Origin of the sequence: Bacillus sp. FSL W7-1354 (assembly GCF_038002405.1) — a bacterium.
GTDB classification, from domain to species: Bacteria; Bacillota; Bacilli; order Bacillales; family Bacillaceae; genus Bacillus; species Bacillus paralicheniformis.
In genome coordinates, this window is record NZ_JBBOCL010000001.1 from 625214 (window position 1) to 651547 (window position 26334).

Sequence of the window (26334 nt, forward strand, 5' to 3'; positions counted from 1 at the left end):
TAGAAAACCCGCCTTAAAAAGCGGGTTTTTTTATAAAAAGGGAGATGGTTGCCGTGTCATGCCGCAAGGCTCTTGAGCAATATATTCAAGCAACAAACACACATGAGTTTGAGAATGTCAAAAAGCTCCTTCATCCCGACGCTGTGTACTGGTTCTCGGATGAAACGTGCTCGGGCGTTAAGGAAATTCAGCGTTATTTTGAAAACGCCTGGAAGCAAATCGAAAACGAAGTATACAGCGCCAGTCATATCAGTTGGATCACGGAAACGGACGAACAGGCCGTCTGTCTTTATACATACGAATGGAAAGGGTTTTTTAGGGGTGAACCGGTTCAAGGGGCAGGCCGTGCGACAAACGTATTTGTAAAGGACGAGTCAGGAAGCTGGAAGCTGAAGCATGAACATTTAAGCAGTTTGCCCAAATCATGAGGAGGCAGGGCATTGGACGGCTTTATAGCTCCATCTATGTACGGAAGTTAGAAAGGCTGGCAGCATGCGGAAATGATATAAAAGGACCTCAGAAAACTTCTGAGGTCCTTTTGTGCGGAAGGCTTTAGATCGCCCAGTTGCCGTTTCTGAAAATCGGCTCTCTTTTTCCGTCTGCTGTGATTCCGTCTATATTCATTTCTCCTGAACCGATCATGAAGTCAACATGTGTAATGCTTTCGTTTAATCCTTCTTTCGCCAGCTCTTCGCGCGACATCTGCTTTCCGCCTTCGATGTTGAATGCGTACGCACTGCCGATTGCGAGGTGGTTTGAGGCGTTTTCGTCAAACAGCGTGTTGTAAAACAGAATATTGGACTTGGAAATCGGCGAATCGTGGGCAACGAGCGCAATTTCGCCTAAGTAGTGTGAACCCTCATCCGTTTCGATCAGCTCTTTTAAAATCTCTTCACCTTGTTCAGCTTTGACATCGGTGATCCGTCCGTTTTCAAATGTCAGCTGAAAGCCGTCGATCAGATTGCCGCCGTAGCTTAACGGCTTTGTGCTTGAAACAGTGCCGTTCACTCCGTCTTTTTTCGGAGCGGTGAATACTTCTTCTGTCGGCATATTGGCCATGAACTCGATGCCGTTTTCGTTTGTGCTTCCGGCGCCGACCCACAGGTGCTTCTCAGGAAGCTCGATCGTCAAATCTGTTCCTTTTGCTTGGTAATGAAGGGCTTGGTAATGCTTGTCGTTTAAGACGCTTACTTTATCGCGCAAAGTTTGATCGTGGTCTTTCCACGCCTGGACAGGATCTTCACGGTCGACGCGGGTCGTTTTGAAGATCTCATTCCACAGCTTTTGCATCGCTGTCTTTTCATCTGCGTCAGGGAATACTTTTTTGGCCCAGGCCGGTGAAGGTGCTGCGACGACAGTCCAGCTGACTTTATCCGATTGAATCATTTGCCTGTATGTATGCATCGCCTTTCCGGCGGCTTTTTGCTGGGTCGCGATTTTTTTGGAATCGATGCCTTTCAAAAGATCAGGGCTTGAAGAGACAATGGAAATAAAAGCGGCGCCTTCCTTAGCGAGCGTCTCCAGACCTTTCGCTTCCCACTCAGGGAATTCTTCAAAGGCTTCCGTTGGGGCCAGCTCATATTTCAGCCTTGTCACCTCATCATCCTGCCAGCGGACCGTTACGTTTTTTGCCCCTATTTGATAGGCGCTTTTGACGAGGAGCCGTGCAAAATCGCGTACTTCTGTTGACGCGTTGATAACGACTTTCTGTCCTTTTTGAACGTTTACACCGACTTCGGCTACAAGCTTCGCATATTTGCTCAGTTTATCAGTAAACGAATTCATTGGCAAAACCTCCTTTATTGTCCATAACATCATATCAAATATTTGATTGAAAAGAAAAAAAGACGCAGCCCGGTAAGGCTGCATCTTTTTTAACGGTTGATTTTGGCCGTTTGGCCGGGGGGCGAGCTTGGCATGTTTGCAAGGGAGATGCTCATCCCCCCGAGAATAATACCGCTTAAAATAACGGTGATGGCCAGGCGTCTTCCCATATCTCTAAGCATGTTCTTCCTCCTTATCGTTTCTCCATTCCTCACGATATGAAAGAAGCAGGGAAAAAAGACGCGAAAACAAAAATTATTTAGCCGCTTTTTGCAATTTATCGATCACTTCAAGAGAGCGGCCCGTTCCGATGGCGACAGACTCGAGCGGATTTGCAGCAACATGCACGGGCACAACGATTTCCTGTGATAGCCATTCTTTGATGCCGTTCAATAGCGCGCCTCCTCCGGTTAAAATCACGCCCCGGTCGACAATGTCTCCGCTCAGCTCGGGAGGACAGTCTTCAAGCGTCGCTCTGATGGCTTCGATAATATGAAGGAGCGATTCGCGCATCGCCTTCTGAATCTCTATTGATTCCAGGGTAATCGTTTTCGGCAGGCCTGTGACAAGGTCGCGCCCTCTGACTTCCATCGTTTTCGTCTCATGGTCAATCAATGCGTAGCCGATCTCAATCTTGACTTCTTCGGCCGTCCGTTCACCGATCAGCAGGTTGTATTTTTTTCTGACGAATGACACGATGTCTTCATCAAGCTGGTCGCCGCCGATCCGGATCGAGTGGCATGAGACTACGCCTCCGAATGAAATGATCGCCACTTCTGTCGTGCCGCCGCCGATATCGACGACAACGTTTGCGACAGGTTCATCGACAGGCAGGTCTGCGCCGATGGCGGCAGCGACAGGCTCCTCAATCAAATGGACTTGCTTGGCTCCGCAGTTTTTGACAGCATCGCTGATCGCACGCCGTTCAACCGCGGTTGAACCGGATGGCGTGCAGACGACGACGCTCGGCTTTCTGAAAGTAAAGCCGATGTTCTTTCCGGCTTTTTTCATAATCTGCTTCAAGAGGTCTGTCGTCATGTCATAATCGGCGATGACTCCGTCTTTCATCGGTCTGACCGCGACGATTTTTCCCGGTGTCTTTCCGATCATGTTTTTGGCTTCTGTTCCGACCGCCAATACGCTCTTTGTTTCCGTATCCACGGCGACAACGGAAGGCTCATTTAAAATGATTCCTTTGTTTTTGCTGTAAACCAATATGTTAGCTGTGCCTAGATCAATTCCGATCTCGGTTGTTTGAAACATGTTTTCACCCAATCTCTATTTAAAATTTTTCCGAAAAACGAAATTTTCTTCGTGCTGAAAAAATGAATTTCATTTAAATTTTCTCAAATGATCGGCGATTTTTGGGGGTTTGTGACGAGTTTGAAACCAATCTGTAAAATGCTGTCCTCATATTGACATGATGAGAAAAATATTCATTTTTATGACCGAATTTTTGTCAAAGAAACGTTCAATAAGGGAAACCTTTTTCAGTCTTCATTCGTCTATCGTTATGCTAAGACAATATCTTAGAAAAATAGAAACAAAAGAGGAAGTAGGCGAAAGTTTTGAAAGCAATTGGAGTTGTGAGAAAAGTAGACGAACTCGGCCGGATCGTGATGCCGATTGAATTGAGAAGAGCTTTGGATATTTCGATCAAGGACAGCATCGAATTCTTTGTCGACCAAGATAAAATTGTCCTGAAAAAATATAAACCGCACGGTGTGTGCCTGATGACCGGTGAAATCACTTCTGAAAACCGCGAGTACGGAAACGGGAAAATTACGCTGAGTCCTGAGGGGGCCGAATTGCTTTTGGAAGAAATAAAAGCTGCCTTAAACGAAGTGAAAGCATAAGATTTGAAGCCCTTCATCAGAAGGGCTTTTTCTTGCGTCGGCAGAAGATAAAACCGCCGTCACTGAAAAATTCAGCCATAGAGACGATAAATACTTCGAACAATCCTCTCAAATGTGGTGTAAAGAATGTTACAATTGACTGAGAAATACAAGTGGCAGGTGGGGGTATGAAAAGATATCAAGGACGAATCATTGCAACCGTGCTGGCAATGACTTTTATCATGTTTTGGAATTTTTTATTCTATGGGGTGTTGGGAAATAAAATCAATTGGACGGTTGATCTGCTGTTTACACTGGTGACATTAATCAGCGTTTGGTGGCTCACGCTTTATATCGATGAGTCCAATCAGCTTGTCTATAAACTGAAGGAGAGCGAAAAGAAATATAAAGAACTTTCTTCAGAAACCAACCGCATCATGGATAACCTTCAGGAAATCGTCTTTCAGACGGACCGGATAGGATACATTACATTTTTGAATCAGGCGTGGACAACGTTGACCGGATACAGTGTTGAAGAGAGTCTTGGAACGATGTACAACGATTACTTTGACCATGAAGAACGGATCTCGAATCACCTGATCGCCCAGCTGAAGAACAAGGAGCCTGAAGGCAGGATCGAGGTGCTCTACCATCGCAAAGACGGAAGCAAGTTCTGGGGCGAAGTTCACTATAAACTTTATTATAAAAACGGTCAATTTACGAGCAGCTTGGGGACGCTGACTGATGTGACGGAACGGAAAAAAGCGGAGATGGAATTGTTCAAGTCGAATCAGCGGCTGGCTATGCAGTCTCAGAAGCTGGCGATGGCCGGGCAGCTCGCCGCGGGAATCGCTCACGAAGTCAGGAACCCGCTGACATCGGTAAACGGATTTTTGCAGCTGATGAAAGCGGAATATCCCGACCGGAAAGATTACTTTGACATTATTTTCTCAGAGATTAAACGAATCGATTCCGTGCTCGGCGAACTGCTTGTACTGGCCAAACCGCACCAGGTTCAATTTAAAAAGATCAACATCAATTCGGTTCTTCAGCAGGTGACAACGCTTCTTGAGACCAACGCCGTGCTTTCCCACATTAAGATCGAAAAAGCGTTTCAGCACGGGGAGGAGTGGGAAATAAACGGCGATGAAAATCAAATCAAACAGGTATTCATCAATTTAATAAAAAACGGGATAGAAGCGATGCCTGACGGTGGAAAAATCACGATCTCCTCGGAGGTTGAAGGTGACTATGTGAAAATCAGCATCAAAGACGAAGGGGGCGGCATTTCCCAAGCCGATTTGGCAAAGCTCGGGGAGCCTTTCTTCTCAACGAAAGAAGAAGGGACGGGTCTTGGGCTGACGATTTGCCTGAATATTATCGGCGCTCACAACGGAGAAATGAAAATCGACAGCGAATTGGGCGAGGGAAGCACATTCCACATCCTGCTTCCGATCGACAAAGGGGCGGCATCTGAAGAAAACGATATTCAGCAAGGATGCTGCAGCCGCGCAACGATAAAATAAAAGAGGGAAAATTCCACTTCATATGATAGAATTTGTTCAGATTGACCCATGGAGGAATTACCGATGAAAAAAGAATTTGCAGTAATTGGACTCGGCCGGTTCGGCGGCAGCATTTGTAAAGCATTGAGTGAAGAAGGGCTTGAGGTAATGGCGATCGACAGAGATGAAGATCGCGTAAACGAATACGCCAAAATTGCCTCACATGCTGTGATAGGAGACACTACAGACGAATCAGTGCTGAAAAACCTTGGACTGCGCAATTTTGACCACGTCATTGTAGCGATCGGGGAGAACATTCAAGCGAGCATTTTGACAACGCTGATTTTGAAAGAGCTTGGTGTGAAAATGATTACCGTCAAAGCTCAAAACGATTATCACGAAAAAGTATTATCCAAAATCGGAGCGGACCGGATCGTTCATCCGGAGCGTGAAATGGGAAAAAGAATCGCCCACAACATCGTCTCCAACAATGTGCTTGATTATCTTGAACTTTCTGATGAACACAGCCTTGTCGAAATCGCAGCGAACGGCAAACTGGCCGGAAATACGCTGCTTGATCTTGATATCCGGGCCAGATACGGAATTAATATTGTCGCGATCAAGCGGGGGAAAGAAGTCATCGTATCTCCGCTTGCCACCGAAGAGATTCAAAAAGACGATATTTTAATCGTCATCGGCTCAAATCCTGACATTGAGAGATTTGAAAAAAAAGTTTTTCAACATTAAAATGCCATCGATCAGCCGCGGGAACCCCACTGCCCGCGGTTTTTTTGATCTTTTCATTGACTGTTTCAAACGATTCGGCTACGATATTGAACCATATCCATATAAAAATGAGAGGGGACATATATCTTTGGACAATGAGATGTTCATTCACCGGCTTGGCGCCGCCAGTCATCGCAAAAAAGCGGATACTGTAATTAAAAACGGAAAGATCATGGATGTTTTTAATCAGGAATGGTTGAAGACAGACATAGCTATCACAGACGGGGCCATCGTCGGTTTGGGCGATTATGAGGGGGAGAATACCATTGACGCAGAAGGACAAATGATCGTTCCAGGCTTTATCGACGGTCATGTCCACATTGAGTCTTCAATGGTGACGCCGCCCGAATTTGCCAAAGCGGTGATTCCCCACGGTGTAACAACCGTTGTCACCGATCCCCATGAAATCGCGAATGTCTCAGGAGTGAGGGGTCTTGAGTTCATGTTGGAGCAGGCTAAGATGACAAGGCTGAACATTCGTTTTATGCTCCCTTCTTGTGTGCCTGCGGCACCATTTGAAAAATCGGGTGCGGTTTTGAACGCTGCGGATTTACATCCTTTTTACAGCCGCGAAGAGGTGCTCGGGCTTGCGGAAGTGATGGACTATGTGGCCGTTGAAGCGGGAGAGCCGGATATGGTGCAAAAACTCATGGATGCCCATAAAGCGGACAAGCGGATCGACGGACATCTGGCCGGCTTGTCAGCTGGGTTCGTCAATGTCTACAGAGCGGCGGGCGTGCTGACAGACCATGAGGTCACGACACCTGAAGAGGCGCTTGAACGGGTCAGAAGAGGAATGTACGTCATGCTGAGAGAAGGCTCTGCGGCAAAGAATACACGTCATGTTTTGCCTGCGGTTAATGAGAAAAATGCGAGACGCTTCTTTTTCTGTACGGATGATAAGCATTTGGATGAACTGGTCGATGAAGGAAGCATTAACCATCAGGTCAAGCTTGCCATTCAAGAGGGACTTGACCCGTTTCTCGCATATCAAATGGGCAGCCTCAATGCAGCGGAATGCTTCGGGTTAAAGACGAAGGGAGCGGTTGCCCCGGGTTATGACGCAGACCTCCTTTTCATCAGCGATTTTGAGAACGTCAGCATTTCAAAGACGATGATCAACGGCGTGATCTGGAGCGGGGCAGAACAAAGCGAATGGACGGACGGCAAAGCGGCACCTGCTCTGCTCAAATCTGTCCATCTCCCTGATTTACATGAGGATGATCTGGAAATTCCGATCGTTCAAGGGAGTGAAATCAGGGTCATTGACATTATCCCCAATCAGCTTGAAACAAAGCTGTCCCTGACCAAGCCGAAAAGCGGCGCTTTTTTTCAGCCGGATCTGGAAAGCGATCTGTTGAAAATTGCAGTGATTGAGCGCCATCGCGGCGTTAAAGGAATCGGACTCGGCGTTGTCAGGGGCTTCGGTTTAAAAGAAGGCGCCATCGCGACAACGATTTCTCATGATTCCCACAATTTAATCGCTGTCGGTACAAATGATCAAGACATCTTAAAAGCGGTTGAACGTCTCGGAGAAATCGGGGGAGGCCTCACCATTGCAAAAGGAGGGAAGGAGCTTCAATCCGTCGCTCTGCCGATTGCCGGCCTCTTGTCGGACAAACCGCTTGAGACGGTAAACGAAAGCTTAAAATCTCTTCATGTAGCATTAACGGAGACAGGATTTTCAGGAGCGTTTAATCCTTTTCTGACGCTTTCTTTTTTAGCGCTTCCTGTTATCCCCGACATTAAAATGACGACAGAAGGCTTGTTTGATGTTAAAGCGTTTAGGCATATCCCGATTCAACCATAAAAAAACGGATGCACACCGGTGCATCCGTTTTTTGTTCAAGCCGCGATTAGACTTCCATAATAATCGGAAGGATCATCGGGCGGCGTTTTGTTTTTTCGTAGAGGAACGGAGCGAGCGTGTCTGTGATCTCGTTCTTAATTTCAGACCACTGCGTCGTTTTGCGTTCCATCACTTTTTTAAGGTGTCCTGCAATCAGGTCCTGGGCATCGTTGATTAAATCACCGGATTCTCTCATGTAGACAAATCCTCTGGAAATTAAGTCAGGTCCTGCGGACACTTTGAACTCTTTCATGTTGATGCTGACAACGACAATGACAAGCCCTTCTTCAGAAAGAATCCGGCGGTCGCGAAGCACGATGTTCCCGATGTCGCCGATGCCGCTTCCGTCAATATAGACATTGCCTGACGGGATTTTACCTGCGACTGAGGCTTCTTCGCTTGTCAAAGCAAGCACTTCGCCGTTGTCCATAATAAAGCAGTTTTCCTCAGGAATTCCGCAGTCTGTCGCAAGTTTGACGTGCATTTTCTGCATTCTGTATTCACCGTGAATCGGCATGAAAAACTTTGGCTTGATGAGGCGGAGCATCAGCTTTTGCTCTTCCTGTCCGCCATGTCCTGATGTATGAATGTTAGTCACAGCTCCGTGGATGACATCGGCGCCCGCCCGGTAAAGCTGGTTAATTGTGCGACTAACGCTGATTGTATTGCCCGGGATCGGAGATGATGAAAATACGACCGTATCCCCGGGAATGATGGAAATTTGCCGGTGTGTGCCGTTAGCAATTCGGGATAGCGCAGCCATCGGTTCACCTTGGCTTCCGGTACAAAGAATCGTCACTTTGCCGGCAGGAAGCCTGTTGATTTCATTCGCTTCAACAAACGTATTTTTCGGACACTTAATATACCCGAGCGTTTGGCCGATTTCAATCGCCGACTCCATGCTTCGTCCAAATACGGCAACCTTCCGTCCGTTTGCAACAGCTGCTTCGATCACCTGCTGCAGGCGGTGGATGTTTGACGCGAAGGTTGCGAAGATGATCCGCCCTTCAACTTTTCGGAAAATATCATCAATGCTTTCTCCGACTTTGCGCTCTGACATCGTGAAATCAGGGATTTCACTGTTGGTGCTGTCAGAAAGCAGGCAAAGCACGCCTTCTTTTCCGATTTCGGCCATCTTGGTCAAGTTGGCAGGTTCGCCTACCGGTGTAAAATCGAATTTAAAGTCACCGGTATGTACGATGTTTCCTTGCGGTGTTTTTACGACAATCCCGTATGAGTCCGGAATGCTGTGGGTCGTCCTGAAAAAAGAAACCGACGTTTTTCTGAATTTGACGATATCGTCTTCTTCAATGATATGAAGCTTTGTTTGACGCAGCAGACCGTGCTCTTCAAGCTTCTTTCTGAGAAGGCCGATGGCGAGCTGTCCGCCGTAAACGGGAATGTTCACCTGTTTGAGCAGGTACGGAATTCCGCCGATATGGTCTTCGTGGCCGTGCGTAATAAAAAGACCTTTGATTTTTTCTTCGTTTTTGACTAAATAAGTGTAGTCGGGGATGACATAGTCGATTCCGAGGAGCTCGTCTTCCGGAAACTTAATCCCCGCATCGATGAGCACGATCTCGTCCTGAAACTGGACCCCGTACGTGTTTTTGCCGATTTCCCCAAGTCCTCCAAGGGCAAATACAGCCGTTTGATCATTTTTTACAAATTTCATTCATTCATAACTCCAATACTTTAAAATTTTCGCTTTGCTTTTCATATTCTAAAAAAGCGTCTTCAACTTGCTGTATAAACTCAATATTGTAGTTGTATTGTTTTAATTTAGATCTGACTTCACGTTCAGATTGAGCTTCCACAAAAATTGAATCTGTTTTTTCACGAACAGGTACTTCGTCATTGCTTGCTTGATAAAATACCTTATAGATCATCCAAATCTCTCCTTAACTGCCGATTGTTAGACTCATCTTTCTATTATATTCGAAATTGCCTCATAAGAAAAGCGCTTGAGAAAAAAAGGACTCTTCCACATGAGTGAAGGTCCTTTTAGGCAATCGACTTTCTGCGCATCATGCCATTCAGCTGTTTTTTTAATTTTTTCCGCAGTCGGCGTAGCATACGGATTCCTCCTTTCTCTGACTTGTCCGGTCACTACCGTATCTCTTTAGTTCTATTATATGATGAATCCGTCTATTGTTACATGGATATTATTGGCATGTTGATTTTGTTTTGATTTTGGAGTGAAAAGGTTTTCTCGCGTACGCAGTTTTTGTATGATGTACAGGAGAACCATCAATCATACTAGCTAAGGGAGAAGGATTCACTGCCATGGATAAAAAGCTGATTTTCTTTGATATCGACGGAACGATTTATGATCATGATAAACGGATTCCCGACACCGCGAAACAGGCTGTCTCCGATTTAAAAGCGCAAGGCCATCATGTTTTCATCGCATCAGGCCGGGCGCCGTTTATGGTCAGGCCTGTGCTTGAAGAATTGGGCATCGATTCTTTTGTCTCTTATAACGGACAATATGTCGTTTTTGAAGGAGAGGTCATTTATAAAAACCCCATTGCCGAACAGTCACTGGAAGCGCTGCTTGCGCATTCGGACAGCTGCGGCCATCCCCTCGTCTTCATGGGAGAAGAGGGGATGCGCACTACATCTGCCGGCCATCCGTTCGTCCACGAAGGAATCGGCAGCTTAAAAGTCAATCCGCCGGAAGAGGACCGCGCCTATTTTAAAGGTAGGGACATTTTTCAGGTCCTCTTGTTCTGTACGCAAGACGAGGAAGAGCGGTACAGCCGGTTTCAGGAGTTTGATCTCGTCCGCTGGCACGAGCGCTCCACAGATGTGCTGCCTTCTGGCGGTTCGAAAGCGGAAGGAATCAAAAAAGTCATTGAAAAGCTTCCGTTCGACAGAGAGGATACTTACGCGTTTGGAGACGGTCTGAACGACCTGCAGATGATCGAGTTTGCGGGAACCGGAGTGGCGATGGGCAACGCTGTGCCCGAGCTGAAAAAAATAGCCGACTTTGTCACAAAGCCCGTCGATGAAGACGGCATTCAATACGCGGTAGAAGCCCTCGGGCTTTTGAAACCATAAAAAAACGGATCATGTCTGATCCGTTTTTTTATGTGCATTATCTGCCGACAGGCGTTGCGTTTTCGGGTTGTTTCAGAGGGTTTTCTTTGTCGATATGGTCGTAAAACATAATGCCGTTTAAATGATCGATTTCATGCTGGAATACGATTGCCGGAAATCCTTTTAAGCGGATGTCGACGTTTTCGCCATCAAGTGTCGTTCCTTTGACCCGGATCCGTTCATAGCGCGGAACATATCCGGGAATCGGTTCGTCGACAGACAGGCAGCCCTCGCCGCTTGTCAAATAGCATTTTTGAACAGAGTGGCTGACGATCTTCGGATTGAAAAGCGCATAGCTGTAAAGTGTCCCGTCTTCATTTTCGGCATGAACTGCGATCATTCGTTTATTGATATTAATTTGCGGAGCGGCTAGGCCGACACCAGGACGAAGGTTGTACTTTTGAGCGATTTCAGGGTCCTGGCTGTTTTTGACAAACTCGATCATGTTGCTCAGCTGTTTGATTTCTTCTTCGCTAGCTGGCAATTGAACTTCTTCGGCGACGGTTCTTAAAGCGGGGTGCCCGTCGCGGACAATGTTTTCCATTGTGATCAACATCTTCACTCCCAACGATTCATTATGTAAAGTATAGCGGATCTTGCTCTTTTCGCGCAATCTCTGTGCATGATAAAATGACCAGCCGAAGGAGGCTGGTCATGACGGATTCATCAGGGGCTAGCAGCCTAAATAAGCGGCCCCTACAATAATCAGCAAAATAAAGAGAACGACGATCAAAGCGAATGTGCGGCCGTAGCCGTATCCATAACCGCCGCCGTACCCGTATCCAGGGCAGCAATAACCGTACATATGAAGACCTCCTCCGTTATTTTACGCCAGCCTTTTCTTTTTGGTAGGCATGGCGTCTAATATAAATTATGTAAAAGTCCAACGGTTGTATAGTCGAATGCCCAACTTCAAGGAATTTTCCCTAAATGTTTTGGTCTAAAAGCGAAGGCGGCGGCATACCGATCTGATATCGGCTTGTCCATACGCTTTAGACTTCTGTTGTCAAACAAACGAATTCATTTTATAGTGGAATTTGTCGAGATTGGGGGAAGTTCGAAGTGAAATTTTCAAACATGCGGGTGCCAGCAGGCATCGTTGTTCTTTTCACGGCAGCATTTGTACTATCAGGCTGTCTCTGGAAAGATCCTGTCGAGTCTTTTCACGGCTCGCTGGAGAAGATCGTGGAATTGGAAGAGCCTTTTAAACAAGAGCAGGGTTCCCTTAAAAGTCTGGAAAAGGCCGAATCTAAGCTTTACGAGGAAATGATCAGGCTCAATATGGATGATTTTGACCGAATCGCTGCGCTCTCCGACAAAGCGCTCAAGACAGCCGGAAACCGCGAGAAGCACTTGAATTCTGAGAAAGAAAGCATAGACGAAGCAAAGCAGGAGTTTGAAGCGAATAAAGCGTCGGCGGAAAAAATCGAAGATCAGAAGGTCAGGAAAAAAGCTGAGAACGCTGCTTCTTTTATGGAAAAGCGCTACAAAGCCTACGACTCGCTTTATGACGCCTATCAGAACGCAATCGGCCTTGACAAAGAGCTGTACAAGCTGCTCAAAAACAAAGGTCTTAAACTGGATGACCTTGAGGCACAGCTGAAAAAAATCAATCAATCGTATGACAAAGTGCTGAAAGAAAGCAAACATTTCAATGAGTATACAAAGGATTACAACAAAGCCAGAAAGGATTTTTACAAGGCTGCGGGATTTGAGATGAAAGAGGGCTGAATATTCAGCCCTCTTTTTTCGACAAAATCTGTATTGCTATTGTAATACAGAATGCTGTCTATACTAGAACAGTTTGAAACAGTCTGAACAGCGCTGAAACAGAAATTCAGTAAAGCGAATACATTTATTGAATTTCAGGAATGAAATCGATTGACGAGCATGATCGACTGGTGTAAACTTAGCCTTGGTGGAACTTGTTGTATTAGTTTGTCATAAACTATAAATGATACAGTTTTAGAACGCGTTGTGCTGTCCTTACATAAAAGTTTCGACAACCATCAAAGCGGCTAATAAGAAATAAATATGAGTTGCGCCCGTCAATTTAGGACACCCTAATTCTGTATGTATAAGGGATACACGTCTATGACTGTCAAAAGAAAGGAAGAGGTGACTTTATATGGCTGCAAAAACGAAAAAAGCAATCGTTGATAGCAAAAAGCAATTCGATGCCATTAAAAAGCAGTTCGAAACGTTTCAAATTTTGAATGAAGAAGGCGAAGTCGTTAATGAAGCGGCAATGCCTGATCTATCTGATGATCAATTAAAAGAATTAATGCGCCGCATGGTGTATACACGCATTTTGGATCAGCGTTCTATTTCTTTGAACAGACAAGGCCGCCTTGGCTTCTACGCGCCGACTGCCGGTCAGGAAGCGTCTCAAATTGCTACGCATTTCGCGCTTGAAAAAGAAGACTTTGTTCTTCCGGGCTACCGTGATGTTCCGCAGCTGATCTGGCACGGACTTCCGCTTTATCAAGCATTCTTGTTCTCTCGTGGACATTTCCGCGGCAACCAAATGCCGGATGATGTCAATGCGCTGTCGCCGCAAATTATTATCGGTGCGCAATACATCCAGACGGCTGGTGTTGCACTCGGCTTGAAAAAACGCGGCAAACAGGCTGTGGCGATCACTTATACTGGAGACGGCGGTGCTTCCCAAGGTGACTTCTACGAAGGCATCAACTTTGCCGGTGCGTATAAAGCTCCAGCTATTTTCGTTGTTCAAAACAACCGCTATGCGATTTCTACACCTGTTGAGAAGCAATCAGCAGCTCAAACAATCGCACAAAAAGCTGCGGCTGCAGGTATCGTCGGCGTTCAAGTAGACGGCATGGATGCCCTTGCTGTATACGCTGCGACACGCGAAGCACGCGAGCGCGCTGTAAACGGCGAAGGCCCTACCCTGATCGAAACGCTTTGCTTCCGTTACGGTCCTCATACTATGGCCGGTGACGACCCGACGAAATACCGTACGAAAGAAATCGAGAATGAGTGGGAGCAGAAAGATCCGCTTGTCCGTTTCCGCAAATTCTTGGAAAACAAAGGCCTTTGGTCTGAAGAAGAAGAAAGCAAGGTAATTGAAGAAGCGAAAGAAGAAATCAAGCAGGCGATCAAAAAAGCTGACGAAGAGCCGAAGCAAAAAGTGACCGACCTGATCGACATCATGTATGAAGAGCTTCCTTACAACCTTGCAGAACAAAAGGAAATTTATAAAGAGAAGGAGTCGAAGTAAGCCATGGCGCAAATGACAATGATTCAAGCAATCACTGATGCGTTACGCACAGAACTGAAAAATGACGAAAATGTCTTAGTTTTCGGAGAAGACGTCGGTGTTAACGGCGGCGTGTTCCGTGCGACTGAAGGATTGCAAAAAGAGTTTGGTGAGGATCGCGTATTTGACACTCCTCTTGCTGAATCTGGTATCGGCGGCCTTGCACTCGGCTTAGGCTTACAAGGCTTCCGTCCTGTAATGGAAATTCAATTTTTCGGCTTTGTGTACGAAGTGATGGACTCAGTTTCCGGACAAATGGCACGGATGCGCTACCGTTCCGGCGGCCGCTGGACTTCACCAGTGACAATCCGCTCTCCGTTCGGCGGCGGTGTTCATACGCCTGAACTTCACGCGGACAGCTTGGAAGGACTCGTTGCACAGCAGCCTGGACTTAAAGTCGTCATTCCTTCAACTCCGTACGATGCTAAAGGACTTTTAATCTCCGCGATCCGCGATAACGATCCGGTTGTCTTCCTTGAGCATATGAAACTTTATCGTTCATTCCGTCAGGAAGTTCCTGAAGAGGAATACACAATTGAAATCGGCAAAGCCGATGTGAAACGCGAAGGAACAGACCTTTCCATCATCACATACGGAGCGATGGTTCACGAGTCATTAAAAGCTGCGGAAGAGCTTGAAAAAGAAGGCGTATCTGCTGAGGTTGTCGACCTTCGCACAGTCAGCCCGCTTGACATCGACACGATCATCGCATCTGTGGAAAAAACAGGCCGCGCGATCGTCGTTCAAGAGGCGCAAAAACAGGCTGGAGTGGCTGCAAACGTTGTTGCCGAAATCAACGACCGCGCGATTTTGAGCCTCGAAGCTCCGGTGCTTCGCGTCACTGCTCCTGATACGGTATTCGCATTCTCTCAAGCTGAAAGCGTATGGCTTCCAAACCATAAAGACGTGCTTGAAACTGCGAAAAAAGTATTGGAATTCTAATAAGATCTGAACAATAAGGGAAAAGCTGATACCAGCCTTTTTCCCTTCATGCATTTCCACAGTCAGTCGGAGAAACTGTAGCCGTCTACTGACAGTCAGCCTAAATAAGCAGGCTGACCATTATATCAACTACGTAATAATCTTAGGAGGTCGAAAACTGTGGCATTTGAATTTAAACTTCCGGATATCGGGGAAGGAATCCACGAAGGCGAAATCGTAAAATGGTTCGTCAAGCCAAACGACGAGGTAAACGAAGATGACGTTTTGGCAGAGGTCCAAAACGATAAAGCAGTTGTAGAAATTCCTTCACCTGTTAAAGGAAAAGTATTAGAATTAAAAGTTGAAGAGGGAACAGTCGCAACCGTTGGGCAGACAATCATCACATTTGATGCACCAGGTTACGAAGATCTTCAATTCAAAGGCGACGAATCAGGCGAAGCGAAAGCGGAAGAAGCTGACAAACAAGAAACTGATGCACCAGCAGAAGCAGCGGAAGCAAACGAGCAAGCGGATGCAGATCCGAATAAGCGCGTCATTGCAATGCCATCTGTACGCAAGTATGCCCGTGAAAAAGGCGTTGATATCGTGAATGTTTCAGGTTCGGGCAAAAATGGCCGCGTTCTGAAAGAAGATATCGACAGCTTCTTAAACGCAGGAACTGCCGGAAACGCTCAGGCTGCTCAAGCTGAAGAAAAAGCAGAGCCTGCTGCACAAAAACCTGCAGCGGCGGTTCAAGTGCCTGAAGGCGAATTCCCTGAAACACGCGAGAAAATGAGCGGAATCCGCAAAGCCATCGCAAAAGCTATGGTCAACTCAAAACATACCGCTCCACACGTTACACTAATGGACGAAGTCGATGTGACAAATCTTGTCGCTCACCGCAAGCAGTTTAAACAAGTTGCGGCTGATCAAGGAATTAAGCTGACTTACCTGCCTTACGTGGTAAAAGCTTTAACATCAGCTCTGAAAAAATATCCAGTCCTGAATACATCAATTGACGACAATACAGATGAAGTGATTCAGAAGCACTACTACAACATCGGTATTGCGGCAGACACTGACAAAGGCCTGCTTGTGCCGGTCGTTAAAAATGCGGACCGCAAAGCTGTTTTTGAGATTTCAAATGAAATCAACGAACTTGCGACAAAAGCACGCGACGGCAAACTTGCTCCTGCTGAAATGAAAGGCGCTTCTTGCACAATTACGAATATCGGCTCTGCCGGCGGGCAATGGTTCACACCGGTTATCAACCATCCGGAAGTTGCGATCCTTGGAATCGGCCGCATTGCTGAGAAAGCTGTCGTTCGTGACGGCGAAATCGTCGCTGCACCTGTTCTGGCTCTTTCTCTAAGCTTCGACCACCGTATGATCGACGGCGCAACTGCACAAAACGCATTAAATCACATCAAGCGTTTGCTGAACGATCCACAATTAATTTTAATGGAGGCGTAATGTAATGGTAGTAGGAGATTTCCCTATTGAAACAGATACTCTTGTCATTGGTGCGGGACCTGGCGGCTATGTAGCTGCCATCCGCGCTGCTCAGCTTGGACAAAAAGTAACAATCGTTGAAAAAGGCAATCTTGGAGGCGTATGTCTGAATGTCGGATGTATCCCTTCAAAAGCGCTGATCAATGCAGGCCACCGCTATGAGAATGCAAAGCATTCTGAAGAGATGGGGATCACTGCTGAAAACGTAAAAGTTGACTTTACAAAAGTTCAAGAATGGAAAGCCTCTGTCGTTAATAAGCTTACCGGCGGTGTGGAAGGCCTTCTGAAAGGCAACAAAGTCGACATCGTAAAAGGCGAAGCGTACTTTGTAGACAGCAATTCTGTACGCGTGATGGATGAGAATTCAGCTCAGACATACACGTTCAAAAATGCGATCATTGCAACGGGTTCTCGCCCTATCGAATTGCCAAACTTCAAATATAGCGACCGCGTACTGAATTCAACAGGCGCGCTTGCACTGAAAGAAATTCCTAAGAAGCTCGTTGTCATCGGCGGCGGCTACATCGGAACTGAGCTCGGTACTGCATATGCAAACTTCGGCACTGAAGTTGTCATTCTTGAAGGCGGAGAAGAAATCCTTCCAGGCTTTGAGAAGCAAATGAGCTCTCTTGTTAAACGCAACCTGAAGAAAAAAGGCAACGTTGAAATCCATACAAAAGCTATGGCTAAAGGCGTAGAAGAAAAAGCTGACGGCGTAACCGTTACGTTCGAAGTGAAAGGCGAAGAGCAAACGATCGATGCGGACTACGTACTTGTCACTGTCGGCCGCGTTGCAAACACGGACGAGCTTGGACTTGAACAAGTAGGCGTTGAAATGACGGACCGCGGCATCATCAAAACGGACAAACAATGCCGTACAAACATTCCGAACATCTATGCGATCGGTGACATCATCGAAGGTCCTCCGCTTGCACATAAAGCTTCTTATGAAGGTAAAATCGCTGCTGAAGCGATTGCCGGAGAAGCAGCGGAAATCGACTATCTCGGAATTCCTGCGGTCGTCTTCTCTGAGCCTGAACTTGCATCTGTAGGTTACACTGAAGCACAGGCTAAAGAAGAAGGTCTTGCAGTGACTGCAGCCAAATTCCCGTTTGCTGCAAACGGACGTGCGCTGTCATTAAACGAAACTGACGGTTTCCTTAAACTTGTAACACGCAAAGAAGACGGTTTAGTCATCGGTGCACAAATTGCCGGAGCAAGCGCTTCTGACATGATTTCTGAGCTGAGCTTGGCAATCGAAGCAGGCATGACTGCTGAAGATATCGCCATGACAATCCATGCTCACCCTACATTGGGAGAAATCACAATGGAAGCTGCAGAAGTTGCCATTGGCATGCCGATTCACGTTGTAAAATAATTAAATAAAAAAACCCCCTATCAGGGGGTTTTTTTATGTATTTTAGCAATCGCTCAAGATAGAAAATCCCCTAGCACATACACAGGGGATTTTTAATGCTTCAATTCTTTTTGAAGAAGCTTTACAATTTTATCTTTATCTTTTATTTTTCCTTCAATTTTAACCAGTACTTTTTTATCATGAACAAGCAGCAAGCTTGGAAAGATTTTAACCTCTTTTTTCCACTGGCCTTTTTCATGTGAAATTTCCATATTTGAAACCTGTTCGGGAAATTCTTTTTTTAAATCCAAAAGCGCATCATAGTAAGCCACTTCCTGCCCCATATGCTCGTCATCGGAAAAAAAGATGAGCTTGAGGTGGCGTTGGTTGGCGCTTTGCTGCTGCTCATGGTCAGGCATGATGTGAGATAAAGAACATCCACTCGTCAAAAAAAGGAAACAAATTGCGGCGGTGAATATCGCTCGAAACCACATGACGTCTCCTCACCTCTCTATATAATGCAAGCCGATTTTCCTGTTCGATTAGTAAACAATTCCTATTTTATCATGATAATTGAAATAATCTTTCGTTGTTACCCATTTGTTACACAATTGATAACTGCTGTTTTATTTATGAGACGTTGCAGATTGAACGGATTTAATGGGTACATAGTCGGAATCAGCAGGGAAGCGTTCTGCATAAGCTTTAAGCAGGAATACATATATAACATGAATGGCCTTTTTTTAAAAAAAAGAGCAAAAATGATTTAAATGTGTTATACAATTAACCGTTGACAATATTAATGTGACATAATATTATAAAGGTAACAAATTTAAACGCTTCCATTTTGAAAAGAAAAGGGGAATGAAAGATGGGCACGATCGTTTGTCAAGACTGCAATGAAACCATTCAGCATTTTGAAGATGAGAAAGTGACGATTCTTTACGGAACGTGCGGACAGTGCAACTGCCATCTTAGAGAGGAAGAATAGAAAAAAGCATGCGGCCATTTACAGTGCCGCATGCTTTTCTGTTTTTTACAGGATTGCTTGCTGTTCTTTAATGACGCGGATCATATGGAGGGTGTCATCTTCCGGTCCCTGAACAGGCAGCCCTGCTTCGAGGTTCTTTTCGATGTAGTTGATATTATCCTCGGTAATGATCTCGCCTGGAATGAAGATCGGTATCCCTGGCGGATAAACCATCACAAATTCGGCAATGATTCTGCCGGCGGCTTTTTTAAACGGAATAATTTCCGTATTTGCATAAAAAGCGTCACGCGGTGTCATTGCAAGCGCTGGAATGTTTGGCAGAAGCACTTCAGGCTTGCGTCTGTTTTCCGCAGCAGAGGCGGCCTGTTGAGCGATGTCGGCTAAGCCTTTGATCAGCGCATCCGCATCCTCTTTCCGGTCTCCCGGTGTAAAAATGCACAGGATGTTGTATAAGTCAGAAAGCTCCACTTCGATTTGACATGACTCGCGCAGCCATTTTTCCACATCATGCCCGGTCAGCCCGAGGTCTTTCACAGATATGATCAATTTGGTCGGATCATAGTTAAAAGCCGCTTTGGAGCCGAGGATTTCCCTCCCGACGCATGAAATACCGTTGATTTCATTGATGCGATCCCTTGTTTCATCAGCGAGCTTAATCGTTTGTTCGATCAGTTCGTGTCCCTCTGTGGCTAAGCGTTTTCTTGCGACATCAAGTGAAGCGAGCAATAAATAGGAGGTCGATGTCGTCGTCAGCATGCTTAAAATCGATTGAACTCTTTCTTTTGAAACAAGACCTTCTTTCATATTGAGAATCGAGCTCTGTGTAAGGGATCCTCCGAGCTTATGAACGCTCGTCGCCGCCATATCCGCTCCGGCCTGCATGGCAGAAAGAGGCAGATCTTCGTGGAAATGGATGTGAACGCCGTGTGCTTCGTCAACAAGCACAGGGATATGAAATGAATGAGCCAGCTCCACGATGCTTCTTAAGTCTGCAGCTATGCCGAAATAAGTCGGGTTGATGACAAGAAGCCCCTTTGCGTCAGGATGCTCAAGCAGCGCTTTTTTCGCTGATTCAGGGGTGATTCCGTGTGAAATTCCCAACTCATCGTCAATTTCCGGATGGATGAAGATCGGTACTGCGCCTGAGAAGACGATCGCTGACATGACCGATTTATGAACATTTCTCGGCACGATGATTTTGTCTCCGGGTCCGCATACGGCCATGACCATCGTCATGATAGCGCCGCTCGTTCCCTGAACGGAAAAAAACGTGTAGTCGGCTCCGAATGCTTCAGCCGCCAGATCCTGCGCCTGTTTGATAATTCCTTTCGGTGCGTGCAGATCGTCGAGAGGCTCGATATTGATTAAATCTATGCTTAATGCGTTTTCTCCGATAAACGCCCTGAATTCAGGGTCCATCCCGGAGCCTTTTTTGTGCCCGGGTATATGGAACTGGATCGGGTTTTTGCCGGCGTGTTTTTTTAATCCGGTATATAGGGGTGTTTCGTGCTGCAACAATTGTTTTCCCACCTTCATGATAAACCTGCTATTTCCTTAAAGACTATTCTTTATCAAAAATCGTTGAGTTATTTTGCGTTTTTGCTTGATGGCATAAAACAAATGAATTATATTATGTTCTTGAAAGAATGTAAAGAACATTTTATCATCTTTAAGGCTTCTCTGTCCCTTTGGATAGTCGCAAAAAAGAAAACCAATACTAAAGCCAAACAAGCCGTCAGGCCGAACTGCACAAGGAGATGAACCAAATGGAAGAAGGATACCAATATCCGATGAATGAAGACTGGAGCACAGAGGAAGCGATAGACGTCATATCGTTTTTTCAGACGGTTGAGCTCGCTTATGAAAAAGGCGTAGAGCGCGATGTACTAATGAGTGCTTACCGCCGCTTTAAAGAAATCGTTCCGGGAAAAGCCGAGGAAAAAAAGCTCTGCAGTCAGTTTGAAGAAGCGAGCGATTACTCTCCGTATCAGGCAGTCAAAAAAGCAAAGGAACAAACGGAAAATACGAAAATTAAAATGTAATGAGAAAATCCAAAACAAAAAGGGATGGGCACAACAGGCCATCCCTTTTTGTTTAAACCGATACTTTCTGCGTCAGGCGGTAAAGGAAGGCGAGCTTTTCAAAAGCCGCTTCGATTTCGGATAGAAACGCCTCTTCACTCATTTGCAGGACTTCGTCTTTTGCAAGCTGAATACCGCAAAGCGCTTCTGCTTTCTTCACGTTGACGAGCCGTTCAAACAGGTTCTCCAGCTCTTTATCGTCCATCTCAGACTGTCTTATGACGCCCGGTTTCGTATGATCGGCCGACCAGACAAAACGGCTTGGAATGTTGCTTTCAATGTCCGGCAGATGCTTTTTAAACAGCTGGCCGTATTCCTGCTTGAGAGGAGACTCATAGATCAATGCAAACCATACGAACACGTGGGTTTCCCATAAACCAATTTGGAAATGAGGCAGCTTTTTATAGCCGCGCTTATTGTTTGCAAAAGCAACCCAGCTGTCGTCCGGCGGATTGACCGAGCGGCGCGCGTGCTTTGCGACGTGGACAAACATTTCATCTCCTGTCAATGCGGACAGTACAGGCGCAAAATGATCGCCGAGCCCTTCAAGTTTCGGGCGCACGGTTTCTTTCAGAACGCTCATCCGCGCATCTAAACCTTCTATTGTAAATGTACGAAAATCCTCTTCAGTAAAACGCAGACTGCTCATTGTGTTCCTCCTTGTCCAATCAGTAAAGATATTGTATCACAGTCGGCTTTTCAAACAAAAAATTACGTTTCGCTTCGCGGATTTTGGGGAATCGTTAGGTAAACACACAATTTTTAGAATAACGTTGCGAATGTTTGAGCACTTCATACGATATGAATAAGAAATTAATATAAATCACGCTTAGGACTAAAACCAGAAGGATTCTCTTTGACATCAATTTTCTCTGGAGGGGGCGTAGGGCACATGAAACCAATTGTGAAACAAGGATTGAAAGAGGAAAAAGACAATCGGGCCGCTGTTTGGAGGCTTGAGGTCGATTATGAACTTGCAACGCTTTTTGAAGCCATGGAAAAAAAGGATGAAACCCAAATCGAGTTGAGCAAGCGCAAACTGGAACGACTCAGAAAAGAATGGATTAGATTATATGGTTGAAACCATAATAAAAACGAACCGTTTGAGAGGTTCGTTTTTATCTGGGCCGCCTGATCATTTGTCATTTTTCTTGATTTTTCCCGGCTAATATCAGTATGCTATGAATAAATCAACAGGTATACATAGAAAAGAGGTAGTGTGATGACAAACTGGAAGGAAATCGACCGCCTGGCGAAAAGCTGGGTGAAAGAAGCTGGTCAGAGAATTCAGCAGTCAATGAAAGAAAAGATGACAATCGAAACGAAATCGAATCCAAATGACCTTGTCACAAACATTGACAAGGAAACAGAGCGTTTTTTCATTGAAAAAATCCAATCGGTTTTTCCGGATCATCATATTCTTGGCGAAGAAGGCCAGGGGGACAAGCTTACATCTTTGGATGGCATCGTTTGGATCATCGATCCGATCGATGGCACGATGAACTTTATTCATCAAAAACGCAATTTTGCGATTTCAATCGGCATTTTTGAAAACGGAAAAGGCAAAATCGGTTTGATTTATGATGTGACTCACGACGAGCTTTATCATGCTTTTCAAGGCGAAGGTGCTTACATGAATGATACAAAGCTCGGCAAGATGAAAGAAGTGCCGCTTGAAGAATCGATTCTGGCCATCAATGCGACATGGATCACCGAGAACAGACGGATCGATCCAAGCGTATTATCTCCGCTTGTCAAGCGCGTCAGAGGGACCCGGTCATACGGTTCAGCGGCTTTGGAACTTGCTTATGTTGCAGCCGGCAGAATGGATGTGTATGTGACGATGAGACTCGCTCCTTGGGATTACGCCGCCGGCTGCATCCTGCTTGATGAAGTCGGCGGAACATATACGACAATTGACGGGAAGCCGCTCAATTTTCTTGAAAACCACAGCATCGTAGCCGGCAATCCGGCAGCTCACCGGGCGATTTTCAACGAATATTTGCCGCATGAATAGCAGGTCTTTCTCTTCTTCCGATTTCGCCTTTTTTGAGGAGCTGGCCGAAGCAAGCCCCGGGTGGGCGAAGGAAGAGCTTGACGGAAACAGCCTGGAACGCTATATGAGTGCTTATGCGATGTATAACGGTGAATGGCTCGTGTGGGAAGACAGGGGCCTGCCGGCGGCTCTGAGCTTTCATCTCGAATGGGCGCCTTCTAACGGCAAGCCTTGGCTCGGAACGCTTCTTGTCCATCCCGATTTCCGCCAAAAAGGCCGGGCAAAAGAAGTGATTGAAACGATCGGCAAACGTTTGAAAGAAAAGGGACATAAAGCGTTGTTTGCGGCGGTGCCATATGAAAAGGACGCGTGGCTGAACATGCTCGCCTGTTCGGGATTTGAACAGCTGAAAACGGAAAAAGATAAAGAGGGAAAACGATATTTGATTATGGTGTTGCCCCTTGCTTGATGCTTCAATGAGACTTGTTTGACAACAGGTCTCATTTTTTTATGATTTTTTGAAACATAATGCTACTTCGTTTGTCTATGATGATGAGGCCTTAATTTGATGTAAAGGAATTGTGGTGGAAATTGATTGAACTATTCAGTGATTATGTGCTCCATTTTGAACGTTATTTTATTTTAAGCAGGCAGAGCATGCTTGTCATTCAGTGGTGTTTGACAGGCCTTGCCCTTCTGTATGTCGTGTCATTTCATCCGAAAGTGAGCAGGCGGCGCCTCTTTTTTTACGCAGGCATCGCGCTCAGGCTGATTTTGGTAGGCGCCCTTTCGTTTGAATTGGCTCACCAAATGAAAGCCGCTGAGTTTTCAAACCTGTACATAGAAGAACAAGATGCGCTCCTGCCTTTTATGCAGTTTTTGCTGTTCGGCTATATTTTGCTTGTCTCATTTCATTATATGATGACACTCGCAGAAAAAGGGGGCAAGGGGCTGTTTTTTGCATTTGACATTGCGGTGATGACGATGCCGTTTTTCCAATCGCTGTTCGGCTCTGCTGTCTATTTAAAGGAAAACGGGGCTGATCTCGAACAATTGCTGCTTGTATTGGTGCTGCTCATCGGGGTTCCGGGGCTGATGATCTGCTTGTTTTTTCAGCTTTATTGGAAAAGAAACCGTTACGTTCTCCTTTTGATTTTTTACATTGTGACGATCGGCGGTTTCTTCATCAAAAAGCTCGGCTACGAATTTTTTCCGCTGAACGTATTTCTGACCATGCTCGGTTTTCTTATGACATATCACTTGCTGAATGGCTCGAGAAAGCCTTTTTTGATGGTGAAGCGTGTTTTAGCCGCGGGCACCGCCGTATTTTTCACACTACTTCTTAACCCTTTTTACAATTTGGCAGATGCCGCTTTTACAATCTCACACCCTGAGGTTTCAGACGTGGTTGATGCCAATTTTCAACCTGTTTCGGTTAAAGAAGCGAAGCAGACTGTCAGCTCGTTTTTTCCGACGGACAGCTTGATCTATTTGTCAGCCACCAACCAGGATTTTCACAACGTTTATCATTTTAAAACGAAGGATTACGAGGCGTACGTTGACGGCTGGACGGGGGTGATCACCAATTATTACAATCAAAAAGAGCCTAGCGGGAATATCCTGTCCGATCAGGCGTATATCAAGCGGTCGAAGCAATTTCTGCGGGAACACGGCCGCGAACTTGACAAACAAATCAAGGCAAAAGTAAGCCGTGATGACGACGAAGCTACTGTTGAATTTTACCGTGAAGGCCAGGATCCTGAATTAAGCACAATGGGGTTTACTTGGAGGAAGGAAACACTGATAGGTTTTTCCGAGGACACGTCTGTTTACAACTTAGAAAGCGTGAAACAAGCCCGCGTTTCTGGTCAGGATATCGAGCGGGGTGTTGAAGCGGTCTATCGTAAGCTGGGTATACCCGTCTCAGCTTATCAGCTGACAGATATTGATTTATTATTTCCATCCAGCCTCAACTCGGCATCCATAAACGTGAAGACAAGCGACGGAACGGAGATGGCGTTCCATCCTGTAACAGGTGCATTAACGGCTATTACGTTCACATCTGAAAGCGCCTTGCCTTATCGCGGACAAGAGCTCGAAAAACGCTTGCTTTCATTATTTGATCAAGACCTTTCTCAGCTGAAAAGGGTGGAGTTAGAAAAGGATCTGATAGAATTTCAGAAAAAAGAAAGCGATGCTGTATTAAATACGAGCTGGACCATGACGAAGCATGAAGAGGGAGCTTATCTGACGGTGAGAAAATATTTTCGCAAAGCGGATGAAAAGCCCCCCTACACATATGCAGACGGGGAAAAGGCTTTTCGGAAAGTGTCTGAACACTATCAAAAAGGGTTGGTTTATTATAAACGGACGAAGCTTGTGATTGTTTCAGACGGGGATCAAAAGAGCCGGTATGCGTGGCTTGTCATCATCCAGCCGTTCGGCTCAAACGAACATGATGCATACTTGGTTGATGCCTTAACAAATGAGGTGAAACAATTTGATGACAAGTGAAGAAAAAAAAGCGGTGTTTCTTGATTTGTATGAGCTCTATCAAGAAGGTGAACTGGAAGAGGAAACCGTGATCTGGATGAAAGAGCATGAGCAGCTTTTTCAAGGCCAGGCTGAAGAGGCAGCAGTCGAGAATAGAACGCTTCCCGGCATACAAAAGGCAGATGATCGTCAGCAGCTCCGTCATATCATGGTTTTTGTTTACTCGTTGTATGGTGCTTTCCTGCTCCTTTCGATTTGGATGACGGTGTGGTTTTTTTTCTAAATGGCTTCCAATAAAAAACAGACGATTGAAGAACTGTACAGGGAATATTATCATGACATTATGTACTATTTGTACAGGCGAACCCATCAGCTTGAGACGGCGAAAGACCTGGCACAGGATACGTTTCTGAAAGCTTTTGCGGGCCTGGAGTCTTTCAGAGGCCATTCCTCGATCAAAACATGGCTGTATACGATCGCGCATCATACGTTTATCAACTGGTACAGAAAAGATAAAAAAATCCGGTTTTCCGATGTGACGGCCTGCGGCGACATGGAACAGCACACGTTTGAAATGCCTGAGCGCCATTTGGCAAACGCCATAAGGCAGGAGGAGCTGAAACATCACATTGACCGGCTGAAAGAACATTACCAGACCGTACTTATTTTAGGAGAGTTTCAGGAGCTTTCCTATGAGGAAATAGCGGAAGTGCTCGATTGGAAACTGTCAAAGGTAAAAACCAATCTTCACCGGGCCCGCCTTGAGCTGAAAAAAAGCTTGGAAGGCAGGGAGGTTTAA

Annotated in this window: 29 protein-coding genes; 19 read left to right on the top strand and 10 right to left on the bottom strand. The window is 45.8% G+C overall.

Features of this window, described 5'->3' with window-relative positions; genetic code table 11:
* Window positions 1-53 precede the first annotated feature (53 nt).
* A complete protein-coding gene (locus MKZ04_RS03330; protein WP_020451232.1) occupies window positions 54-428 on the top strand; it encodes a YybH family protein in 375 nt (124 codons plus the stop codon).
* A gap of 124 nt (window positions 429-552) precedes the next feature.
* Here the strand turns inward: MKZ04_RS03330 and MKZ04_RS03335 are convergent, their stop codons facing one another.
* The 3 genes from MKZ04_RS03335 to mreBH all read right to left on the bottom strand — a co-directional run bounded on the left by MKZ04_RS03335 (window position 553) and on the right by mreBH (window position 3087).
* Window positions 553-1785, bottom strand: a complete 1233-nt coding sequence (locus MKZ04_RS03335; RefSeq protein ID WP_341045300.1) for an aminopeptidase — start codon at window positions 1783-1785, stop codon at window positions 553-555.
* 89 nt (window positions 1786-1874) lie between these two features.
* Window positions 1875-2006 (bottom strand): protein YkpC, encoded by a 132-nt coding sequence (locus MKZ04_RS03340; RefSeq protein WP_003181378.1) that lies wholly within the window; start codon window positions 2004-2006, stop codon window positions 1875-1877.
* A gap of 73 nt (window positions 2007-2079) precedes the next feature.
* Window positions 2080-3087 (bottom strand): rod-share determining protein MreBH, encoded by a 1008-nt coding sequence (gene mreBH, locus MKZ04_RS03345; RefSeq protein WP_020451234.1) that lies wholly within the window; start codon window positions 3085-3087, stop codon window positions 2080-2082.
* Between the two features lie 305 nt (window positions 3088-3392).
* On the opposite strand from mreBH, the gene MKZ04_RS03350 reads away from it, so the two are divergent.
* From MKZ04_RS03350 to ade, 4 genes are all read left to right on the top strand, one after another.
* A complete protein-coding gene (locus MKZ04_RS03350; RefSeq protein WP_020451235.1) occupies window positions 3393-3680 on the top strand; it encodes an AbrB/MazE/SpoVT family DNA-binding domain-containing protein in 288 nt (95 codons plus the stop codon).
* A 167-nt stretch (window positions 3681-3847) separates the two neighbouring features.
* Entirely contained in the window at window positions 3848-5185 is a 1338-nt protein-coding gene (locus MKZ04_RS03355; RefSeq protein ID WP_095290392.1) for an ATP-binding protein, read from the top strand.
* A 63-nt stretch (window positions 5186-5248) separates the two neighbouring features.
* Window positions 5249-5911: a potassium channel family protein gene (locus MKZ04_RS03360; protein WP_020451237.1), complete on the top strand. Its 663-nt coding sequence runs from the start codon at window positions 5249-5251 to the stop codon at window positions 5909-5911.
* Window positions 5912-6038: 127 nt separating this feature from the next.
* Window positions 6039-7760, top strand: a complete 1722-nt coding sequence (gene ade, locus MKZ04_RS03365; RefSeq protein WP_020451238.1) for an adenine deaminase — start codon at window positions 6039-6041, stop codon at window positions 7758-7760.
* Window positions 7761-7806: 46 nt separating this feature from the next.
* Here the strand turns inward: ade and rnjA are convergent, their stop codons facing one another.
* Together rnjA and MKZ04_RS03375 are read right to left on the bottom strand one after the other, a co-directional pair.
* Complete coding sequence (rnjA, locus tag MKZ04_RS03370; protein WP_020451239.1) at window positions 7807-9474, bottom strand: ribonuclease J1; 1668 nt, start codon at window positions 9472-9474, stop codon at window positions 7807-7809.
* A gap of 4 nt (window positions 9475-9478) precedes the next feature.
* On the bottom strand, window positions 9479-9688 hold the full coding sequence (locus MKZ04_RS03375) for a DNA-dependent RNA polymerase subunit epsilon (protein WP_020451240.1): 210 nt from the start codon (window positions 9686-9688) through the stop codon (window positions 9479-9481).
* A gap of 397 nt (window positions 9689-10085) precedes the next feature.
* Between MKZ04_RS03375 and MKZ04_RS03380 the strand changes: the two genes are divergently transcribed.
* The gene (locus MKZ04_RS03380) at window positions 10086-10862 is read left to right on the top strand and encodes a Cof-type HAD-IIB family hydrolase (protein WP_020451241.1); all 777 of its coding nucleotides are present in this window, start codon (window positions 10086-10088) and stop codon (window positions 10860-10862) included.
* A gap of 37 nt (window positions 10863-10899) precedes the next feature.
* Here MKZ04_RS03380 and def read toward each other — a convergent pair whose 3' ends face one another.
* Both def and MKZ04_RS03390 read right to left on the bottom strand, forming a co-directional pair.
* Complete coding sequence (gene def / locus MKZ04_RS03385) at window positions 10900-11454, bottom strand: peptide deformylase (protein ID WP_025811364.1); 555 nt, start codon at window positions 11452-11454, stop codon at window positions 10900-10902.
* Window positions 11455-11574: 120 nt separating this feature from the next.
* Complete coding sequence (locus MKZ04_RS03390; RefSeq protein WP_003181399.1) at window positions 11575-11706, bottom strand: YjcZ family sporulation protein; 132 nt, start codon at window positions 11704-11706, stop codon at window positions 11575-11577.
* Window positions 11707-11963: 257 nt separating this feature from the next.
* Here MKZ04_RS03390 and MKZ04_RS03395 point away from each other — a divergent pair, with 257 nt between their 5' ends.
* From MKZ04_RS03395 to lpdA, 5 genes are all read left to right on the top strand, one after another.
* On the top strand, window positions 11964-12632 hold the full coding sequence (locus MKZ04_RS03395) for a YkyA family protein (protein WP_256163735.1): 669 nt from the start codon (window positions 11964-11966) through the stop codon (window positions 12630-12632).
* Between the two features lie 397 nt (window positions 12633-13029).
* A complete protein-coding gene (gene pdhA / locus MKZ04_RS03400; protein WP_020451244.1) occupies window positions 13030-14145 on the top strand; it encodes a pyruvate dehydrogenase (acetyl-transferring) E1 component subunit alpha in 1116 nt (371 codons plus the stop codon).
* A 3-nt stretch (window positions 14146-14148) separates the two neighbouring features.
* Entirely contained in the window at window positions 14149-15126 is a 978-nt protein-coding gene (pdhB, locus tag MKZ04_RS03405; protein ID WP_020451245.1) for a pyruvate dehydrogenase complex E1 component subunit beta, read from the top strand.
* Window positions 15127-15285: 159 nt separating this feature from the next.
* Window positions 15286-16578, top strand: coding sequence for a dihydrolipoamide acetyltransferase family protein (locus MKZ04_RS03410; protein WP_020451246.1), 1293 nt, complete (start codon window positions 15286-15288; stop codon window positions 16576-16578).
* Between the two features lie 4 nt (window positions 16579-16582).
* The gene (gene lpdA / locus MKZ04_RS03415; RefSeq protein WP_020451247.1) at window positions 16583-17995 is read left to right on the top strand and encodes a dihydrolipoyl dehydrogenase; all 1413 of its coding nucleotides are present in this window, start codon (window positions 16583-16585) and stop codon (window positions 17993-17995) included.
* A gap of 92 nt (window positions 17996-18087) precedes the next feature.
* Here lpdA and MKZ04_RS03420 read toward each other — a convergent pair whose 3' ends face one another.
* Window positions 18088-18468, bottom strand: coding sequence for a hypothetical protein (locus MKZ04_RS03420; RefSeq protein ID WP_020451248.1), 381 nt, complete (start codon window positions 18466-18468; stop codon window positions 18088-18090).
* Between the two features lie 377 nt (window positions 18469-18845).
* Between MKZ04_RS03420 and MKZ04_RS03425 the strand changes: the two genes are divergently transcribed.
* Window positions 18846-18965 carry a GapA-binding peptide SR1P gene (locus tag MKZ04_RS03425; protein ID WP_020451249.1) on the top strand — a complete coding sequence of 40 codons (120 nt, stop codon included), beginning with the start codon at window positions 18846-18848 and terminating at the stop codon, window positions 18963-18965.
* Between the two features lie 45 nt (window positions 18966-19010).
* On the opposite strand, the gene MKZ04_RS03430 is transcribed toward MKZ04_RS03425, so the two are convergent.
* Complete coding sequence (locus tag MKZ04_RS03430; RefSeq protein ID WP_095290397.1) at window positions 19011-20483, bottom strand: aminotransferase class I/II-fold pyridoxal phosphate-dependent enzyme; 1473 nt, start codon at window positions 20481-20483, stop codon at window positions 19011-19013.
* A gap of 248 nt (window positions 20484-20731) precedes the next feature.
* Here MKZ04_RS03430 and MKZ04_RS03435 point away from each other — a divergent pair, with 248 nt between their 5' ends.
* The gene (locus MKZ04_RS03435) at window positions 20732-21007 is read left to right on the top strand and encodes a UPF0223 family protein (protein WP_020451251.1); all 276 of its coding nucleotides are present in this window, start codon (window positions 20732-20734) and stop codon (window positions 21005-21007) included.
* A gap of 52 nt (window positions 21008-21059) precedes the next feature.
* Here MKZ04_RS03435 and MKZ04_RS03440 read toward each other — a convergent pair whose 3' ends face one another.
* Window positions 21060-21695: a YktB family protein gene (locus MKZ04_RS03440; RefSeq protein ID WP_050820754.1), complete on the bottom strand. Its 636-nt coding sequence runs from the start codon at window positions 21693-21695 to the stop codon at window positions 21060-21062.
* Window positions 21696-21938: 243 nt separating this feature from the next.
* Between MKZ04_RS03440 and MKZ04_RS03445 the strand changes: the two genes are divergently transcribed.
* The 6 genes from MKZ04_RS03445 to MKZ04_RS03470 all read left to right on the top strand — a co-directional run bounded on the left by MKZ04_RS03445 (window position 21939) and on the right by MKZ04_RS03470 (window position 26334).
* Window positions 21939-22127: a hypothetical protein gene (locus MKZ04_RS03445; RefSeq protein ID WP_020451253.1), complete on the top strand. Its 189-nt coding sequence runs from the start codon at window positions 21939-21941 to the stop codon at window positions 22125-22127.
* A gap of 141 nt (window positions 22128-22268) precedes the next feature.
* Entirely contained in the window at window positions 22269-23063 is a 795-nt protein-coding gene (locus MKZ04_RS03450; RefSeq protein ID WP_020451254.1) for an inositol monophosphatase family protein, read from the top strand.
* Window positions 23056-23511 carry a GNAT family N-acetyltransferase gene (locus tag MKZ04_RS03455; protein WP_048350112.1) on the top strand — a complete coding sequence of 152 codons (456 nt, stop codon included), beginning with the start codon at window positions 23056-23058 and terminating at the stop codon, window positions 23509-23511. The genes MKZ04_RS03450 and MKZ04_RS03455 overlap by 8 nt, the downstream gene beginning before the upstream one ends.
* Window positions 23512-23633: 122 nt before the next feature.
* Window positions 23634-25556: a hypothetical protein gene (locus MKZ04_RS03460; RefSeq protein WP_048350113.1), complete on the top strand. Its 1923-nt coding sequence runs from the start codon at window positions 23634-23636 to the stop codon at window positions 25554-25556.
* Complete coding sequence (locus tag MKZ04_RS03465) at window positions 25546-25818, top strand: hypothetical protein (RefSeq protein WP_020451257.1); 273 nt, start codon at window positions 25546-25548, stop codon at window positions 25816-25818. The genes MKZ04_RS03460 and MKZ04_RS03465 overlap by 11 nt, the downstream gene beginning before the upstream one ends.
* The gene (locus MKZ04_RS03470) at window positions 25819-26334 is read left to right on the top strand and encodes a sigma-70 family RNA polymerase sigma factor (protein WP_048350114.1); all 516 of its coding nucleotides are present in this window, start codon (window positions 25819-25821) and stop codon (window positions 26332-26334) included.